At 49.1% G+C, this 16,481-nt stretch carries 17 protein-coding genes; 9 read left to right on the top strand and 8 right to left on the bottom strand.

The features are described 5' to 3' along the window. Nucleotide 1 precedes the first annotated feature (1 nt). Both K3T83_RS44365 and K3T83_RS44360 read right to left on the bottom strand, forming a co-directional pair. On the bottom strand, nucleotides 2–1,414 hold the full coding sequence (locus tag K3T83_RS44365) for a 7-cyano-7-deazaguanine synthase (RefSeq protein WP_220209555.1): 1,413 nt from the start codon (nucleotides 1,412–1,414) through the stop codon (nucleotides 2–4). A 14-nt stretch (nucleotides 1,415–1,428) separates the two neighbouring features. Continuing rightward, nucleotides 1,429–2,085, bottom strand: a complete 657-nt coding sequence (locus K3T83_RS44360) for a hypothetical protein (protein ID WP_220209554.1) — start codon at nucleotides 2,083–2,085, stop codon at nucleotides 1,429–1,431. A gap of 788 nt (nucleotides 2,086–2,873) precedes the next feature. On the opposite strand from K3T83_RS44360, the gene K3T83_RS44355 reads away from it, so the two are divergent. Together K3T83_RS44355 and K3T83_RS44350 are read left to right on the top strand one after the other, a co-directional pair. Beyond that, entirely contained in the window at nucleotides 2,874–5,960 is a 3,087-nt protein-coding gene (locus K3T83_RS44355) for a toll/interleukin-1 receptor domain-containing protein (protein ID WP_220209553.1), read from the top strand. A 97-nt stretch (nucleotides 5,961–6,057) separates the two neighbouring features. Then, nucleotides 6,058–6,306, top strand: a complete 249-nt coding sequence (locus K3T83_RS44350) for a hypothetical protein (protein ID WP_220209552.1) — start codon at nucleotides 6,058–6,060, stop codon at nucleotides 6,304–6,306. Between the two features lie 189 nt (nucleotides 6,307–6,495). On the opposite strand, the gene K3T83_RS44345 is transcribed toward K3T83_RS44350, so the two are convergent. Then, a complete protein-coding gene (locus tag K3T83_RS44345; protein WP_220209551.1) occupies nucleotides 6,496–6,726 on the bottom strand; it encodes a hypothetical protein in 231 nt (76 codons plus the stop codon). A 1,295-nt stretch (nucleotides 6,727–8,021) separates the two neighbouring features. On the opposite strand from K3T83_RS44345, the gene K3T83_RS44340 reads away from it, so the two are divergent. The 3 genes from K3T83_RS44340 to K3T83_RS44330 all read left to right on the top strand — a co-directional run bounded on the left by K3T83_RS44340 (nucleotide 8,022) and on the right by K3T83_RS44330 (nucleotide 10,920). After that, nucleotides 8,022–9,128, top strand: coding sequence for a toll/interleukin-1 receptor domain-containing protein (locus K3T83_RS44340; RefSeq protein ID WP_220209550.1), 1,107 nt, complete (start codon nucleotides 8,022–8,024; stop codon nucleotides 9,126–9,128). 306 nt (nucleotides 9,129–9,434) lie between these two features. Further along, nucleotides 9,435–9,809: a hypothetical protein gene (locus tag K3T83_RS44335; protein ID WP_220209549.1), complete on the top strand. Its 375-nt coding sequence runs from the start codon at nucleotides 9,435–9,437 to the stop codon at nucleotides 9,807–9,809. A gap of 409 nt (nucleotides 9,810–10,218) precedes the next feature. Next, nucleotides 10,219–10,920, top strand: coding sequence for an alpha/beta fold hydrolase (locus K3T83_RS44330; protein ID WP_220209548.1), 702 nt, complete (start codon nucleotides 10,219–10,221; stop codon nucleotides 10,918–10,920). Nucleotides 10,921–10,942: 22 nt separating this feature from the next. Here the strand turns inward: K3T83_RS44330 and K3T83_RS44325 are convergent, their stop codons facing one another. Together K3T83_RS44325 and K3T83_RS44320 are read right to left on the bottom strand one after the other, a co-directional pair. Further along, the gene (locus K3T83_RS44325; RefSeq protein ID WP_220209547.1) at nucleotides 10,943–11,182 is read right to left on the bottom strand and encodes a hypothetical protein; all 240 of its coding nucleotides are present in this window, start codon (nucleotides 11,180–11,182) and stop codon (nucleotides 10,943–10,945) included. After that, a complete protein-coding gene (locus K3T83_RS44320; protein ID WP_220209546.1) occupies nucleotides 11,182–11,406 on the bottom strand; it encodes a hypothetical protein in 225 nt (74 codons plus the stop codon). Before K3T83_RS44320 ends, K3T83_RS44325 begins: the two co-directional genes overlap by 1 nt. Nucleotides 11,407–12,408: 1,002 nt before the next feature. On the opposite strand from K3T83_RS44320, the gene K3T83_RS44315 reads away from it, so the two are divergent. Further along, on the top strand, nucleotides 12,409–13,101 hold the full coding sequence (locus K3T83_RS44315; protein WP_220209545.1) for a TMEM175 family protein: 693 nt from the start codon (nucleotides 12,409–12,411) through the stop codon (nucleotides 13,099–13,101). A gap of 534 nt (nucleotides 13,102–13,635) precedes the next feature. On the opposite strand, the gene K3T83_RS44310 is transcribed toward K3T83_RS44315, so the two are convergent. Both K3T83_RS44310 and K3T83_RS44305 read right to left on the bottom strand, forming a co-directional pair. Then, the gene (locus tag K3T83_RS44310; protein ID WP_220209544.1) at nucleotides 13,636–13,776 is read right to left on the bottom strand and encodes a hypothetical protein; all 141 of its coding nucleotides are present in this window, start codon (nucleotides 13,774–13,776) and stop codon (nucleotides 13,636–13,638) included. A gap of 95 nt (nucleotides 13,777–13,871) precedes the next feature. Continuing rightward, a complete protein-coding gene (locus tag K3T83_RS44305; protein WP_220209543.1) occupies nucleotides 13,872–14,069 on the bottom strand; it encodes a hypothetical protein in 198 nt (65 codons plus the stop codon). Nucleotides 14,070–14,096: 27 nt separating this feature from the next. On the opposite strand from K3T83_RS44305, the gene K3T83_RS44300 reads away from it, so the two are divergent. Both K3T83_RS44300 and K3T83_RS44295 read left to right on the top strand, forming a co-directional pair. Then, complete coding sequence (locus K3T83_RS44300; RefSeq protein WP_220209542.1) at nucleotides 14,097–14,240, top strand: hypothetical protein; 144 nt, start codon at nucleotides 14,097–14,099, stop codon at nucleotides 14,238–14,240. A gap of 189 nt (nucleotides 14,241–14,429) precedes the next feature. Then, complete coding sequence (locus tag K3T83_RS44295; protein WP_220209541.1) at nucleotides 14,430–15,602, top strand: toll/interleukin-1 receptor domain-containing protein; 1,173 nt, start codon at nucleotides 14,430–14,432, stop codon at nucleotides 15,600–15,602. A gap of 98 nt (nucleotides 15,603–15,700) precedes the next feature. Here the strand turns inward: K3T83_RS44295 and K3T83_RS44290 are convergent, their stop codons facing one another. Next, a complete protein-coding gene (locus K3T83_RS44290; protein ID WP_220209540.1) occupies nucleotides 15,701–15,949 on the bottom strand; it encodes a hypothetical protein in 249 nt (82 codons plus the stop codon). 149 nt (nucleotides 15,950–16,098) lie between these two features. Between K3T83_RS44290 and K3T83_RS44285 the strand changes: the two genes are divergently transcribed. Next, on the top strand, nucleotides 16,099–16,440 hold the full coding sequence (locus K3T83_RS44285) for a tyrosine-type recombinase/integrase (protein WP_220209539.1): 342 nt from the start codon (nucleotides 16,099–16,101) through the stop codon (nucleotides 16,438–16,440). Nucleotides 16,441–16,481: the final 41 nt, after the last annotated feature.

Below are 16,481 nucleotides of genomic sequence, written 5' to 3'. Positions count from 1 at the left end.
ATCAATCTCCTTTCAGTGCTACGCCTCGTCTAGGTCTATTCCCTTCCGACATTTCAATGCCTTCACCAGGGGAGGCATACTCCCACTCTTGCACATAACGTGTATACAACCCAGTTAGTTGCTCAATCACCAAGTTTTGTACCATTCCCTTTGCTGCATGCAACTCGTCAACGATAGCAGCAAGTGACGTAAAATTCGTTGAGAGAGCTTCCCAGGGATCTGAGGCTTGCAAACAAGTACGGAATGTCTCGATCTGTGCATGCATGGCCCGTAAATAATCACCATCCGATGGGCGAATAGTTCGCTCGGACGATAGAAGCGTAGTGATAACATACTGTGTTGGGTCTTCCACTTTCAATGCCGCCAGTGCTTGTCGCCTCAGTAAGCAGGATGAGCAATAGCCACACTGCTGAGGATGATCACGGTGTGGGCGATCACAGGTAAATGTTGCGAGAACCAGTTGTTCCCAGTTCTGAGAAGTCAAAAGCGCCTGGCACATCTCAGCTTTTGTCTGGAAAAGAAATGGATTGTGGAGGGTAAAAGTCGTTCCCAGGAGTTGAGAAATGAATTCCTCCATGCGTAGAAGCGAAAGAGGATGCACAGAAAGTGAATGATCGAGTCCAACTTCTGCATCGCAATAAGGAAGATTCATCGCTCCGATTCCATTTTCATAGAGAGCAAGAGATGAGAAACCTTGAAGCACTGCGCAGACGGCACCGATCAGCAGAAATACAAATCCTCGTGACCGTTGCAAAGAGTGCTTCTGGAGTTCTTTCGTCTCTCGAATGCCATAAGGGATTTGGACCAGCGTGGTATCGCCTGGAAAGAGAGAAGCTATTTCATGTGCTGCCTGTCGCTGTGTATGAAACATTTGTGTGTTCATACCAGTCCCAACCAGGAGGAAATGCTTTGCGCGAGAGCATGAGATTCGACTGTAGAGGCCAGCAAGCGAATCAAGACCTCCGCTCCATAATGCCGTTTCTCTTGGTAACTCAATATCGGAGGAAAAAAGAAAAAGCTGTCGCTCCGCTAGCCGCCCGATCCGTTCACGAGGCAGAAACTCGAATGACCAATGATCATGGGTATACCAATAGAGAACGCTTTCTAATTGTTGTATCACGCCGAAAGCCTTGAAGCGCTCCGGATATCGTAGAGGTAAAATGATTTGGATATGACAAGAACTATCGTTTCTCCGAAGAGATAAGCGATCTGCAACCGCAACTGCGACCGCCAGATCTACGCAATCAGCCAAGTGTCCAGGAAGGCAACGTTGTAAGCGTGCCGCTACCTGACTATCATCAACGCGAACAAAGCAGGTATCAGCGACTCCTTTTGAGGCGCTGGCGATACAACGTACCGGGCTGTAGGCATCTTCAAGGTCATCGAAGTGATAGGTATAGTCTGGCTGTCGCATATTGATACTCTTTCTTAACGTAACAGGTCAGATAGATCACGATTTAAATCTTGTTCCAAATCTATTTTCTTGATGGGCGCTCTGCGAGGTCGGCGCAATTGCTGCATTGTCCCCTTGTGAAGCACTTGCTCTGCAAAGAAATGAATGCCTCTAAGCACGTGAGGGCGCATCTCCCCTAATGTCTGCTGCAAGGTATGCAGATCGACTGGACGATACAATCCTCTGGTTTGTGCCGCTTTTTTGGCAAACTGCGCATCATAGACATTCGTCAGATAGCCTTTCATGATTTCAAGAGAGAAATCGCTCACCATCCCTACATATTGTTGCTCTTTTTGGAGCAAGAGAATCTGCTGTTCGCACGTCTTGACAACTAATCCAAGCGCTCTTTTCGGTCCATCGACAAAGCGTTTCAATTCTAGAATGTTTCTTCGTTCCTGTGCCCAGTTGATTTCTTGCCCATTTTGCATTCTTATCGCAATTGCAGTGAAGAGGTCAGCCTCCTGAAAAATGAGATGGATAGGCGCATCACCGAACGCCTGAAGGTCCTTTTTCAGACATAAAAGAGCCTCATGAGCCAAAGCTCCTTCATCAAATGCTCCATCACATAATTGTTTATAGACGCTATTGTATCGGGCACTAAGAGTTGGATGTACAATATCTCCGTCTGGCATGTATATACCCCTCTATTTCCTTTACGGACTTTGCTCTTATCACAAGTAATATACGCGATAAAAATGACAATGTCAAGTGTTAATATCAATGTCACCAACAAAAATGTCAGGCTATTAGGTATGGAACATCTTTCTCCTATTGATAGGAGAATGCTTTATGAAAGCAGAAGTTTTACCTGCAAGGAAGCCAACCTTCCTGCCCGGAGCGTAGCAAGAGGAGTAGCAATCAAGGGCTTTGCGACTGAGCGATTGATACCGCTGAACCGAACCAACGACACTCCCCGTCACTGGAGTAATCGTGAGGATTTTTGTGGTCGGGTGATTGAACTTCTGGTCTAGATTGGTTTGAACATTCTGAAGATGGTACTACTGCTCAGACAGAAGGAAGCAAAGCAGACCAAACGAGGGAGCGCCTGACACGCTCTCCTCGCTCTCGGCTCAGTCTTCGCTCTCGCCTCTCCCTTCAACGAGGGAGATGCCAAGTAGCTCGGCCAACTCCTTCGTCACAGAAACCACGTAGCGAGCGATTTCGGGACGAGTCAGATGAGACGCATGTTCCTTCTCACAACACCATCTCAACATATTTGTAATTTTTTCTCTCTTCTCTGCCCTTCCTGCTGTTTTTTTGTGATCGTGACGGCCCTGGTCGGACTTGGTTTGCTGTTCTGCCTAGCAAAGTGTTCTATAAAACAACACATTCTTGCTCTTACTAATGGATAGACGTATACTATCTCCTACATAAACTCTTCTTAATTAGGGTGGAATATAGTCTGTAGGAAATAGTGACAATGGCACTAAAAATCTTTTATTGCTATGCCCACGAGGATCAAGCGTTCCGTAATGAACTGGAAAAGCACCTCAGTCCGCTGAAGCGATTAGGCAGGATCATCGACTGGTGTGATCGGGAAATTCAGCCTGGCGCAGATTGGAAGCAGGACATCGATACCCACCTAAATGATGCGGACATGGTTCTCCTGCTCGTCAGCCCTGGCTTTATGGCCTCAGAGTATTGCTATAGCGTCGAAATGCAACGAGCCATCACACGGCATCAGACAGAAGGTGTCCACATACTGCCGATTATTCTGCGGCCTGTGCATTGGGAGGAAACGATCTTAGGGAGCCTCCAGGCACTGCCGACAGGCGCAAAGCCGATCACCACATGGCGACGGCGGGATGATGCCTATTGGGATGTCGTCAACGGCATAACGAAAGTTGTCAAAACGCTGCTTGCACAGCAACACAGAGATGAAGGATGTGAACACCATTCTGTAGTTGAGGCGAGTGGAGAAAGAAGAGAAAGCATATCAGTCTCTCCAACAAAAGAACCTGCGCTATTATCTACCCACCCTCAACAACATCGCGTCCCCCAGCCTTCTACCCACACTAAGAAAAATCGAGAATATGCTGAGCGCTGGGGTTGGGAATATGTTACATATGAAACTCAACGTGGTGTAGGGAATGCCTTACTAAGTCGCCATCTTGGGCCGTCAGATGTTGAAGCTTGCCCACAACTACCCGAAGTCGCAACGGTGTTGGAGCATCTGAGAGTTACTTCTAGTGCTATCATTAAAGGTGATAGTGGGAGTGGCAAAACAATCACCGCATATCAAGCAGCATATGTACTGCATAAGCAAGGCTGGCAAGTATTTCGATTAGCCGAGCCTCACCATGCAACAAATGAACTGATCGACGGGATAAGCTACCTTCCACAACGAGCAATTTTACTACTTGACAACGCGCAATCGCTCGATCCAGGCTTTGTTAGACATTCGTTAGAACGCTCAACAGACAACCTTGCAGTGCTCGTTGTATCTACAGATGATGTGGTTCATCCCCTTGATGCTATTACTATTGCAAATGAACGCGCTGTAGCCGTCCTTGCACAAGATGCACGGCGTCGGAAAAAAGAGTTTCTTCCGATTGTTCAAACACTGAATCAGCGGCATGTTGGTGAAGGTTTTTTGGATATACCTTTAGAACGACTCGTTGAAGAGGCTGAAAAGAGCAAAACGCCCTGGCAGTTCAATTTTGTACTCACTGGTGGAGAACGATACGCAAATAATAGCTTGGCTGCGTTACGAGAAGTAGGTCGTGCTGATCTGCTTCTGGCTATCATTGCGGCTGGGCAAATAGTTACGCTTGATGAGGGTGTCTCAGGAACTTGGCTCAAACAAGCTGTACAGTCGTTGGGAAGAAATCAATTTTGGCTTGAAGAGTCTCTTCGGGCTTTACATGAGCTGCGGGTCATCTTTGGAAAACATTATTATCGCTGTTCTCATCTGCGCTTTTCCATGTATGTTTTGCGTATTATATGCAATCAGTCAGGCGATGCTGAATGGAACAACTTGACAACTACGCTTAGCGAAATTCTCACATGGCAGTCTACACCGTTACGTGGCATCAGTTGGCTTCTGAACGAATTACGCTTTTATGATATATTTGCATATCAGCAGCGGTATAACGCAGTCGTTACCTCTTCCAATTGGCAACAGATCTTTGAACGGTGTTGGAGGGCAACCAGTGACGAAGAACGAAGAGATGCGGCTTTTGCTCTCGATGCGCTCATAGATTGGTATCCTCCTCATAGGGAAGCTATCGTTGAGAAAGCGCCACTTTTGGTGCAATGGATCGAACAAGCAGGGGATCGTGCAAGCTTTAGCATAGGTACATTATTGAACAGCCTCGGTCAAGGGCGGGACGATGCCAAGCAGATGACGGAGGCAATGTGTGAGCAGATTGATCCTCATCTCATAGCAATGAAGCTTTCCCAAGTGAAATGGACAGAAGTTGTAGGGTGGTCTCACCTTGTCGGTCGATTGAGTTGGGCCGCCTCTAAAAAATGGTACAAGCAATTTGAACAAATAGCAGACTTTAGTTTCATCGAATCTCTTGTTGATACCATGACAACCACAGATATCTATGCGTTTTCTGAACTGCTCAAAAACATTTGTGGTTATCACCCTGAAAAGTTTTTAGGGGTATACAGAAGAGCTATCCCTACGCTGGTGGATGCATTCCATGTCAACGTCACCGAGGCTTATAGCGAAGCGCGAGATGGCATTTGGTACATACTTGGTTATGGAATATTTCGTCGCCGTGCCCCATCAGTTTCCCAACAACGAGTTGCGAAAAAATTTGTGGATGCCTTACAACCGCAGATCATTGCGAAAGCGCTCTCACATGCTCCACAACGCGATTGGAGTACTTGGGCGGATCTGCTCAGTTTTATTAAGCAAGCTTCCCCTAAACATGCAGTGAAAATAGCCGAGTTGATTGATTTTGCCCAACTTGACGAGTCAGCCCAAGGTCTTTGGCAACAGACTCCACACGAACTGTTACAACTCATTCTTTCGTTATCTATCCTTCCAGATTGCAATCCAGCTCGCTCATGGGTGATGCATCATGCTGGTGAATTAGGGGAAATGAGTGTCGTTCTGGCTTATGTAACGCCTCAAATTGTTGTTGAAAAACTGCGGACTGGCAACAACCTCCCACTTAGACTATTCTGGCCGGAACTTACGACATTGGCTTTGCATGCAATAGCAACCATCGACAACTCGCTTGCCATTCAAATTGTCGAGAGTAGTATTTCTAAAATCGCTGATGAGTTATCTGGGCTTGCCCCATATAACTGTAAAGGAGTTGCAAGACTCCTCAAGTATCTTCATGGTTTGTCTCCCACTACCTTCGGAGCAATTATCAAAGAGGTTGATCCTGAGAAAGCTAGGGAAAGTTGGGGCCAGTGTTTACAGGAAAAAGCAGAATCAAAGAAAACCATTGCTCTGATATTTGCACTCTCTCAATCTGTAGAAGGTCCAATCTCAGAAGTTATAAAGCAGTTGAAAGCCAAGTATCCGAAAGCTTCCGTTGCATGATGGCAATGACCAGGTAATTTATCTGGACACCCCTGTCTGTATACAGCAGAGAAAAGAAAGAGCCAAAAAGAGGGATGAATAGTTCAAAGGGATGCATATGCTTTTCACCGGCACCGACTGGACACATTGCCAAAGATCAGCACCTGGAAACGGCCTCGCTCATCCTCCTGCCGATGAGCGCAGATTCCAATCGCTCGATCGCGAAAACGCCCATTGCGACATAATCTCCTCTTCAACCGTTGCCTCTTTCGGTGCCGGGTTCCAAAAGCGCCGATTCGTGGACACACCAATCTACGAACTGAATGAAGAGACGGCCTATGCCGCGCTCATAACGCCTTCACTTTGATTTTGCCGCTATTGAGGACTTCTTTGAGCGCCTCGCTATTGCCGTCTTTCCCACTCAGCGCCCACATCTAGGTAATTTGTCCAAAATAGCCAGTGTTGCCCCGCCGTGTCCAAATATCTACAAATATTCCAGCCCTATTATCGAATAACGATGTGCTAACACCAACAATACCTTCTACTACTGCATTCCTCACTTCAGAAGCAGCGTTTTTTTTATTCCTAATATTTCCTCATACCTATCCGGCAAACTGAGGAAATCTATTCGACCGAAATAATATTCATAAAGAGCTTTATACATCTCTTCCCACGCTTCATCAGGCAACTTTGCGCGGTTTTCAGAATTGTCTGTACCTTGCACATCAGAATGCTGTTCCGCAGATCTTTCTATTTTTCTTTGTTCCTGCGAATATTTACTCTTCATACTCTTCCTGCTTTCAAATGTGACTTGCATCGGCTGGCTCGCTCGTTATTCCAGCTATCTATTTATGAAAGGGAATCTGTCGGTCATTTCTTGGCTGGATCAGATATTTTCCTTCTACAGTGGTTTCAGTCAGTGTTCTCAGTTTGGTGATTGCTTCCATCCTCGCCCTCTCTGAATCTATATAGTTAGATACATACTACATCTAACTACATTATAAAAAAAGCAACAAAAAGGGCATTGTTGCAAAAATCTGTCAACTTGGGGTACTGCGCCTCATTGGAAGCCATCACACCAGACGTGGCGAGGAGCGCGTCTCATACGCTCCTCGCTCTCAGTTCAGCCTTCGCTCTCTCCTCTCCACTCAGCGAGGGAAATGCCAAGTAGCTCAGCCAACTCTTTCGTCACAGAAACCACGTACTGAGCAACTTCGGGGCGAGTGAGATGATATGCATGTTCCTTCTCAAAACACCATCTCAATATATCTGCAATTCTCTCTATGTATTCTCTGCTCTTTTTACGGTTGAAGGACCACATGTGGAGAACTACTACATGTTGATTGTGGGAAGGATGCAAAGGAGGACATGGTTGACGGTGCATGACAAAAGGGAACCAACGTGGTGAACAGCGTTTCAGAGACAATCGAAGCTCCCTGCATTTCGGCTCTGCATCTTCTCATTGCTCAGGAGTTGGGCTTGCTCGCCCTGGTTTCACCGCTGCTTGTTCCACCCTTCTCGCCTCTATGTCTGGCTGAAAAGTTTGATTATGAATGGAAGGAACGGCAAAAAGCTTCTATAGCCTATCTCCCTGAACTGGCAGAGAGCGTAATCGCTGAAAACAGCGGAGAAGTGACCAGGAGCAGAGAGGGCAGGGCCACGACCCTCGCAGCTGACACGCTTCTCTCAAAGAAAGCTTCCCCAAGCAGGACCGACCGTTGCTCCCCAGCCGACAGACGCAGCAGGTCCGACATATGCCGTCCCCGTTGGGCTTGCCTTTCTCGTTCGCCATTTTGAAGTTGACCAGAAAGGTGTCGACCCCGAAGTTGACCACGTGAGGGGCCAGCGGATGTATAGAGTTGAGGGTATTCGTTGCAACTGCTTTCACTTTCATGCTTGCACCTCGCTTTCCTTGCCCAACACCGACAGACAGAGAGCAACCAGACAGCAATCCCATAGAGGTTGCACACCACGTGTTACTGTATTCGTACTGTGATGATCGAACAAGTGAGTATTCATGCTACGATTGATGATCTATCTCCATTGCTGTATACTCAGAAGAAAACGGGAGAGGGAGATGATATGGCAAATGAAAAACATCTGAAGATTATTTGGCAAGGAGTTAGCGTTTGGAATAGATGGAGAAAGAGGCATCCAGAGGTAGAACCAGATCTCAGCGATACCGACCTTAGCGGAGCCGATCTTAGAGGTGTCAACCTCAGCAGGACTGACCTCAGCGATACCAAATTCAATGATTACCAGCCCAGCGATTCCGACATCCACCATATCAAATTCATGACGGCCAACCTTGAACGTGACAATATCAGTGCCGCCTACCTCTTCTCTACCATCCTCTACAGAGCCAATCTCAGTGGTGCTAACCTCTACAGAGCCAATCTCAGTGGTGGTATTTACCTTGGTGATGCTGACCTTAGCACTGCTAACCTCAAGAGTGCTGACCTCAGCAATGCTAACCTCAGTAATGCCAATCTCACAGGTGCCATCCTCACAGGTGCCGACTTTTTCCATGCGACCATCGGGCAGACTGTCATTGGAAGGATTGATCTCCGTGTAGCCAAAGGTCTTGAGAGCATCAGACACGAAGGCCCATCGACTATCGGAATGGATACGCTCATGAGGTCGGAAGGAGATATCCCTGCCTCGTTCCTCAAAGGTGCAGGAGTCTCGGATGGATTGATTGAATATGCCCGATCCCTGGTAGGACGAGCCATTGAGTACTACACCTGCTTTATCAGCTATTCCTCCAAAGACGAGGCGTTTGCCGAACGGTTGCATGCCGACTTGCAGGACAAAGGCGTGCGATGCTGGTTCGCACCAGAAGACTTGCGGATTGGTGACAAATTCTGGCACAGGATCGATGAGAGTATTCGGATGTATGACAAATTGATGGTTGTCCTTTCCGAGCATTCGGTCACAAGCGAATGGGTGGAACGTGAAGTCATGGCAGCTCTTGAGAAAGAGAGCAAGCGCAAAATGACCGTGTTGTTCCCGATCCGTCTGGACGAAAGCATCTTGCAGTTGGACCCGATGCCACCGTGGGCTAGTGATCTCAAAAGACAGCGGCATATCGGCAACTTTAGTCAGTGGAAAGATCACGACACTTACCAAAGGGCATTCAAACAGTTGTTGCGTGATCTGCAATCTGGTAAGACCTCCAAAGACGAATAGGAGAGCGTTTCCGTTGCCCTTTTGAAGGATATCCAACGTTCAGAATGCCAGCAGAACTCTATAAGGATCAGGGGCGCTACAGGGAGGCGGAACCGCTCTATCGTCGGGCAGTCATGATTTGCTAGGAGTCTTTAGGCACAGACCATCCTCACAGCCAACAAGTCCAAGAGAATTACCTCCTTCTGCTGGCTGCCCTGCATCCCAACGCAGATGCCCAAGCCCAGCTTCAACAGTTTGCCCAAAGAGGGCAGCAGAGCACCCAGGAGCAAGAACCTTTGTCATAACGCGAAGACGAAGAAATCCCCCTTGGATGCGACGTTGCTCGTTCTCCCTCTTCTGAGCGTGGAGAACGAGCGCACGAGCAGCGCGACCTGCTCCTCTGAATCCTCTTCTGGCTCCATAGCTCAGACAGAAGGAGGAAGGCATGCAGATCAAGCGAGGGAGCGCGTATCAGGCGTTTCCCCCGCTCTCGGCTCAATCTTCGCTTTCGCCTCTCTCTTCAACGAGGGAAATCCCAAGCAGGTCGGCCAGTTCTTTCGTCACAGAAACCACGTCACGAGCGATTTCGGGCCGAGTGAGATGATAGACATGTTCCTCATCAAAACGCCATCCCCATCTTTCTCATCATCAAGATCGAGAGTATCTCGTCACGTGCTTGCAGCAGGTGGGCGCGTCGCGTAAGAGACCTGCGAGGGCAATGTTTGCAGGGTTGTCTCACTGACGACAAAGGGGATATCGCGGGGATCGTCGTGGTCTCGACGCCAGCCAAGGCGATATGGGCGGGGTAGACAAGGGCAAGCAGCGATCTTCAGGAGAAATATGAGGAGAAACAGTGCATTCATGGGAATGTATGCATTTCTAGTGATCGTTAGAGTCAACGTATGCTCCAAAGGTTGTGTTTCTGCTCAAAATACGGTATGCTTTTGCTGGATCTCTTGAAACAATGAGTAGTAATCCCGACAAAATGTGCTCAAGTGCTCTCGCTCCTGCACCGTGAAAAGACTGGCAGGAAGAAGAAACGTGAGAAAGCATGAGAGGCTCCACACCAAAGCCGAACATACCTATCTGAGCACAGGAAGGAAATGAAGCAGTGCCTCCTCTCCCTACTATTGTGTTGGTACATGGTGCCTGGGCTGACGGCTCCAGTTGGAGCGCCGTTATCGAGCGCCTCCAAGCCGATGGCTACCAGGTCATAGCTCCCCAATTTCCCCTGACCTCGCTTGCTGAAAACGTCGCCCGTCTGCGCCAAGTGCTGGCTCGGCAAAACGGTCCGCTTCTCGTAGCAGGTCACTCCTATGGTGGCCAGATCATCACCGCACTTGGCACAGATGCACCGGGGGTCGTCGGCCTGGTCTACATTGCAGCCTTCGGACTTGACGAGGGTGAATCGATTGGGGCGTTGCTCTCGCAGGGACCCGTGACTCCGGCGTTGGCGCATCTCATCATCGACCAGCAGGGCTTTGCCTGGCTACCAGAGGATGACTTCGTGAACCACTTCGCTGCTGACGTTGATCCGGTGAAGGCAAAGGTCATGTACGCCGTGCAGCAACCTTTGTCGGCAACCGCTCTTCAGGATGTGATGGGGGTTCCGGCCTGGAAAGCGCTGCCGTCCTGGTATCTGGTTGCCGATGGCGATCAGGCGATCCCACCCGATGCCGAGCGGCTGTTCGCTCAGCGTATGGGAGCAACTACCGTCGAAGTCCCGACGAATCACGTGGCGATGGTCTCCCACCCGGAGGATGTGGTACAACTCATCGAGACGGCGGCGCAAGCGACGCACAGCGAAGTCTGACAGAGGTTCGAGCCTCGGTCCCCTAATAAGACGAGGCTTTTCTCTGTTTACGCAGTGCTTGCAGCATCTCAAGGGCGATCACGCGCTTCTCATGGTCCGACTCTCTGTCATGCACTGCATCCTGGAGACGCTGCAATGCATTGTCTGGAAAGCGAAAAGCATACTTTGCTGCTCGCGCTGAATCATAGCAACCAGGCACCCAGACTTCACCGCTGGAGATGACAAAGTGTTCGCCGTATTTGTCTTGCAATCGATGAATCATTATTCTACCTCGCATCCCATCACCCGTAGCGCCATCACGCAGAGCCTTTCTGCCGTCAAATTGGCGAAGTCATTCCAACTCACCACAACATGCACCGGCCTCTCGACGCGACCCAGTTCCGCAAAGAATGCCCTCGCCCGCTCATAGGTATCGCTGCAATTGCCGATGAGGTGACGCTGCACCTCCCAGACCGTATTGAGACCTTCGCTGTAGCACAGTGTCACAGTTTGTTATGTACTGATGGCTTTCATTGAACGAGCATCGCGTCGGTGATCGCCAGTGTGGTATGCCACAGCGGACAGGGCTGATGCCCAACCATTGTATTATCGCCTCAATAGTCGAGCTTTCCCGTACAGCGAAAAAACGAGGGAGAGTCTATTTTATTATCAAATTTACAAATGAAGCAGATGTACAATTTACCGTTTTTTCTCTTTTCTTATGCTAAACACTGATAGATTGCTTACAACCAGTCAAGGGGTGAATGAGCAAAAACAATCTATTTAACAAATGGAGGATTTACTTCTATGAAGAGTATGACAAAACTGATAAGGACAAGTGTACTCTAGCCTTGTGTACACTGGCCTTGTGTGCGACGGCGCTGATCGTACCGACAACAACAGGAACTGCTCATGCCGCTACGCGTGCGACGGCGCAGTGCTCCCTGGCGACGCTGAAGGGGAGGTATATACAAGCTTATACAGGTGTCCAGAACGGAAGCAAGTACGCCTTCGCTTGGCAGTACAATCGCCTTCCTCCGAACAAATCCTGGGACCAAGGTGTCAGGCTTCTGTATACGGGGAACAGACCAGTAGATCGAATACTACAAAACACTATGCGCCACATGATGCGCAGATTTGGGCGGGCAGTCGAAGTGAGCAAAAAAGCCACCTCCTTGAGAAGGAAAACTGCCTCCCGAGCCGTTGAAACGAAATTATCATCGATGAACTTGACTCGCTTTCCCCCTCTCCCCCATCAGGGATTGCCAGGGTTTCACACCACTTCCACTGTCTACACACCTGAAAAGAGAAATGACGAAACTCTCTCGTTTCTTCGCTGCGAAAGAGGCCTATATGTATGGCACCGCACTTATCCTCTTCTCGTCGAAGATCATTTGTCTGCTCCAGTCATCGTATCTATGCGGCAAGAGCTGTCCATGCTACAATAGCTCTGCTTACTAGTGTGCATCTGGAAAGGAGATGCTTATTACTCATGAGGAGAGACCTGACGTGAACACCCCTAAGCATATCAGTAACGAGGCTTCCAGATCATTGCCCGAAACAAAGCCGGAGAAGAATTCGGCCCTAGAACGGCTGATTTTCTTCAGTGATGCCATCTTCGCTATTGCTATTACGCTCCTGGCTCTCGATATTCGGCTCCCATCGCTCCCCCTCAATGTCACTGATACCGACCTCTTCAACGCGTTGCTCGCCATCGGCCCGAAATACTATAGCTTTAGCATGAGTTTTCTCGCCATCGGCTTGTACTGGCTCGGACATCATCGCCTGTTCCAGTACATCGCACGCTACGATACGATCTTGCTGCTGCTTAATCTCTTACTCTTGATGTGTATTGCCTTTATCCCTTTCCCCTCAGCGGTGATTGGTGACTATGATAATCTGACGGCCAGTATCTTCTATGCGCTGACGCTTGCCATCACCGGATCGCTCTCAGCAGGGATGTGGCTCTACGCCAGTGCTGGCGGGCGTTTGCTCTCCGATGAACTTGATCGACGCTCATTTCGCTTCAGCCTCTTTCGCGTCTCTCTTGCTCCGACTTTATTTCTGCTTTCAGTCGGTGTTGCTGCCTTGAATCCCTTCCTTGCTCGCATTCTGTGGTATCTCATTGCCCTGGTGTCTCTCATCATTGCCCTGCTGGACCGCAAAGGCTGGAGAAAGGAGGCTTTGGAGCGGGAACACTGAAAACAAGAACGGGAATACTCTCTTGACCGAAGCTTTCCATTTTTGATGCGCAGTCCTGAGAGCGGCGCAATCAGGATCTTGCGCCGCTTCCTCATCGCCTCTTCCATGTTCCGCTTTGAAGTGCTTCGTTGTGCCCTCGATGAACAAGAAATAGCAGCGTTACATAATATTCGGTCATTGTCCATGTAGCTCTTCCATGTTAACCTGTCGTTGCAACTCATTCGTGTTTGTTGCAACACTATTCTCGGGTGAAATGGAGGTTGTAGTAGATGACGGAGGCAATCTTAGCATCAACTCAAATTCCCTTGATACCATTGGTATTCTCAAATGGCCTGTTTTTTGTCGCACATACCGCACTCGGTATTCTCCACTATGAGGCAATGAACTCACAGGGCTAGCCAGTACGTTTTTCGCGACTGAGCGACTGAAAGAGAGGGAAGCGGGTTGAGCATCGCAGAACGGTCATGTGCTTCATTGGAGGCCATCACACTAGACGTGGCGAGGAGCGCGTGTCAGGCGCTCCTCGCTCTCGGCTCAGTCTTCGCTTTCGCCTCTCTTCTCAGCGAGGGAAAGGCCAAGCAGCTCGACCAGCTCTTTCGTCATGTGAACCATGTAATGAGCGATTTCGGGACGAGTCAGATGATACGCATGTTCCTCCTCAAAACACCATCTCAACAGGTCTCCTCATCAAGACAGATCACTTCTCGCCACGTGCTTGCAGCAGGCGAAAAGTCGCGCACGAGGGCTAGTGACGGGTCGAGAGCATGTGCTCAGCTCAGCATTCCTCTTGCTTCGCGATGATCGTTTTGCGCTCGCTCTGCACTTCCTGCTGTTTGTTCTGGAGCGACGGCCTGCGTCGGTGTTCGCCACGTGCCACCCAGCCTCGCGTCACAGGCAGGCCACTGTATGAACATGGGTGGGCCAAGACCAACATCTATCGGAACCGGAAGACGAACAACAAGAAACACGAGATCAGGAGGATCTTCTCAGAGAGTGTGAAGCTTGGATATCTTACGGCAAGGAGGAGCGAACAAGGACAGCATGCGGCACATTGGCGGCTCACACATTGGAAGGACCACGACGCCTATCAACGTGGGTTGCAGCGCTTGTTGCGCTACTTGAAACAAGAGAAGGTGTAGCTGCTTCATACATGCACCTCCTTGACTGTTACAGATAACGCAAGGGCAACCGAACTGCAATCGTATGTAAGCAGCACACCATGTGGCACTATATCTGTGGTGTGATGATCGAATGCACGAGTTTTTATGCTACGATTGATGATCCATCTCCATTGCTGTATACTCAGAAAAAAAGGGGAGGGAGACGACATGGCAAATGAAGAACATGTGAAGATTCTTCGGCAAGGGGTAGTAGTTTGGAACGAATGGAGAAAGAAGTATCCAGAGGTACGACCTGACCTCAGCCGTGCTGATCTCGAAGGTGCTGACCTCAGCCGTGTTGATCTCAGCTTTACCAAGCTTAATGGTTCTTACCTCAAAGGCGCCTCCCTCATCAATGCCGACCTCGAAGGCGCTGGTCTCAAAGATGTCACCCTCATCAATGCCGACCTCGAAGGCGCTCATCTTGAAGGTGCTGACCTTAGCCGTGCTACCCTCAGCTTTGCCAATCTCTTCAGTGCTGACCTCAGCCGTGCTACCCTCAGCTTTGCCACCCTCGTCCATGCCACTTTCATCAATGCTGATCTCAGCCATGCCACTCTCATCAATGCTGATCTCAGCCATGCCACTCTCATCAAAGCTGATCTCAGCTTTGCTACTCTCAGCTTTGCTACTCTCAGCTTTGCCAACCTCTTCAGTGCTGACCTCAAAGATGCCCATTTTGCAGGCGCATATGTTGGAATGACAATCTTTGGAGACCTGGATCTTCGTGAAGCTAGAGGGCTTGAGAGCATCAGGCATATTAGGCCATCGACTATCGGCATGGATACTCTCATGAGATCAAAAGGAGATATTCCTGTCCCTTTCCTCAAAGGAGCAGGAATATCTGATAGTTTGATTGAGTATGCACGATCCCTGGTAGGACGAGCTATCGAGTACTACACCTGCTTTATCAGTTATTCCAGCCAGGATCAAGCCTTTGCGGAACGCCTCTATGCTGACCTGCAAAACAAAGGGGTACGATGTTGGTTCGCCCCTGAAGACATGAAAACAGGTGATGTCATCAGGGACCAGATCGATCAGTCCATTCGCCTGTATGATAAGTTACTGTTGGTACTCTCGGAACACTCGGTCCAGAGTAACTGGGTTCGTTTTGAGGTAGAAGCTGCTTTGGACAAAGAGCGCGAGGGCAAGCCGCCCGTTCTGTTCCCTGTTCGCCTGGATGATGCCGTTCTCACTAGTTCGACCAGTTGGGCCGCCCACATTCAACGCAGTCGCCATATCACCGATTTTTCCATGTGGAAGCAACACGACGACTACCAGAGAGCCTTGACACGCTTGTTGCACGATTTGCAACCTGAGAAGCCTTCCAAAGAGGAATAGGAGAGCCTTTTCCATCTCCGTTTTGGAGGAAATGCAGCGTACCAGAGACCATTGAGAGCTTGCTCTCCTTGTTGAGTAGAAGCCAGAGGAAGATCCTATCACCGTAGGGGCGAAGCAACCATGTTTCTCTCTAACCCTCCCATATCGTCAGAACGGGTTTCTGCTCTTTGCGACCATTCATCAAGCAACTTGATGGCCGGATCAGGGGAACCGTCCCCGTTGGGCATGTTTTCCTTTTCCGCCAGTTTGACGTTGACCAGGAAGATATCACCCCCGAAGTTGACCACACAAAGGGCCAGGGGATGGATATAATTAAGCCGTTCTTTGCTCTCAGATGCAGTTACCATAGAACACCTCCTCTTTATATTGAATAATGAAGAATAATGCCTTAAATGGGGAGGGAAGAGGCGTTTATATGAAAGAAAAACAAAAACGTGGAGGATGGAACAATGGCAGATCGACAACAGGTAGAGCGACTTCTGAGCAGCGTTGAACAATGGAACCAATGGAGAATACAGCATCCAATCATGTCAAGGTACGCGGCCCTCGTTCAGGACAGCCCTTGGAATATGCTGATGTCAATGATCTCTTTCAGAGGCTCAAACACAAGACTGGGCTTGACGCTCACGCGCATCTCTTGCGCCATAGTTCCTTAACAAGCTTAGCGAAAAATGGCATGCGGCCTGAAGTGCTACGAGAACGAGCGGGGCATGCACAGTTCCAATACACATACCAGCTCTATGTACATCCGAGTGAGGAAGAAATGCGCGAGGAATGGGAACGAGCACAACCGCAACTTCGACTTGACAAGCAAGAGAGAAAGGAACAGGTCAAATGACATCGTACATCCGTATAGCCTCTTTGTCATCTGACCTAGAT

The organism is Reticulibacter mediterranei (assembly GCF_016587455.1).
This window is presented reverse-complemented; position numbering and strand designations above follow the sequence as displayed.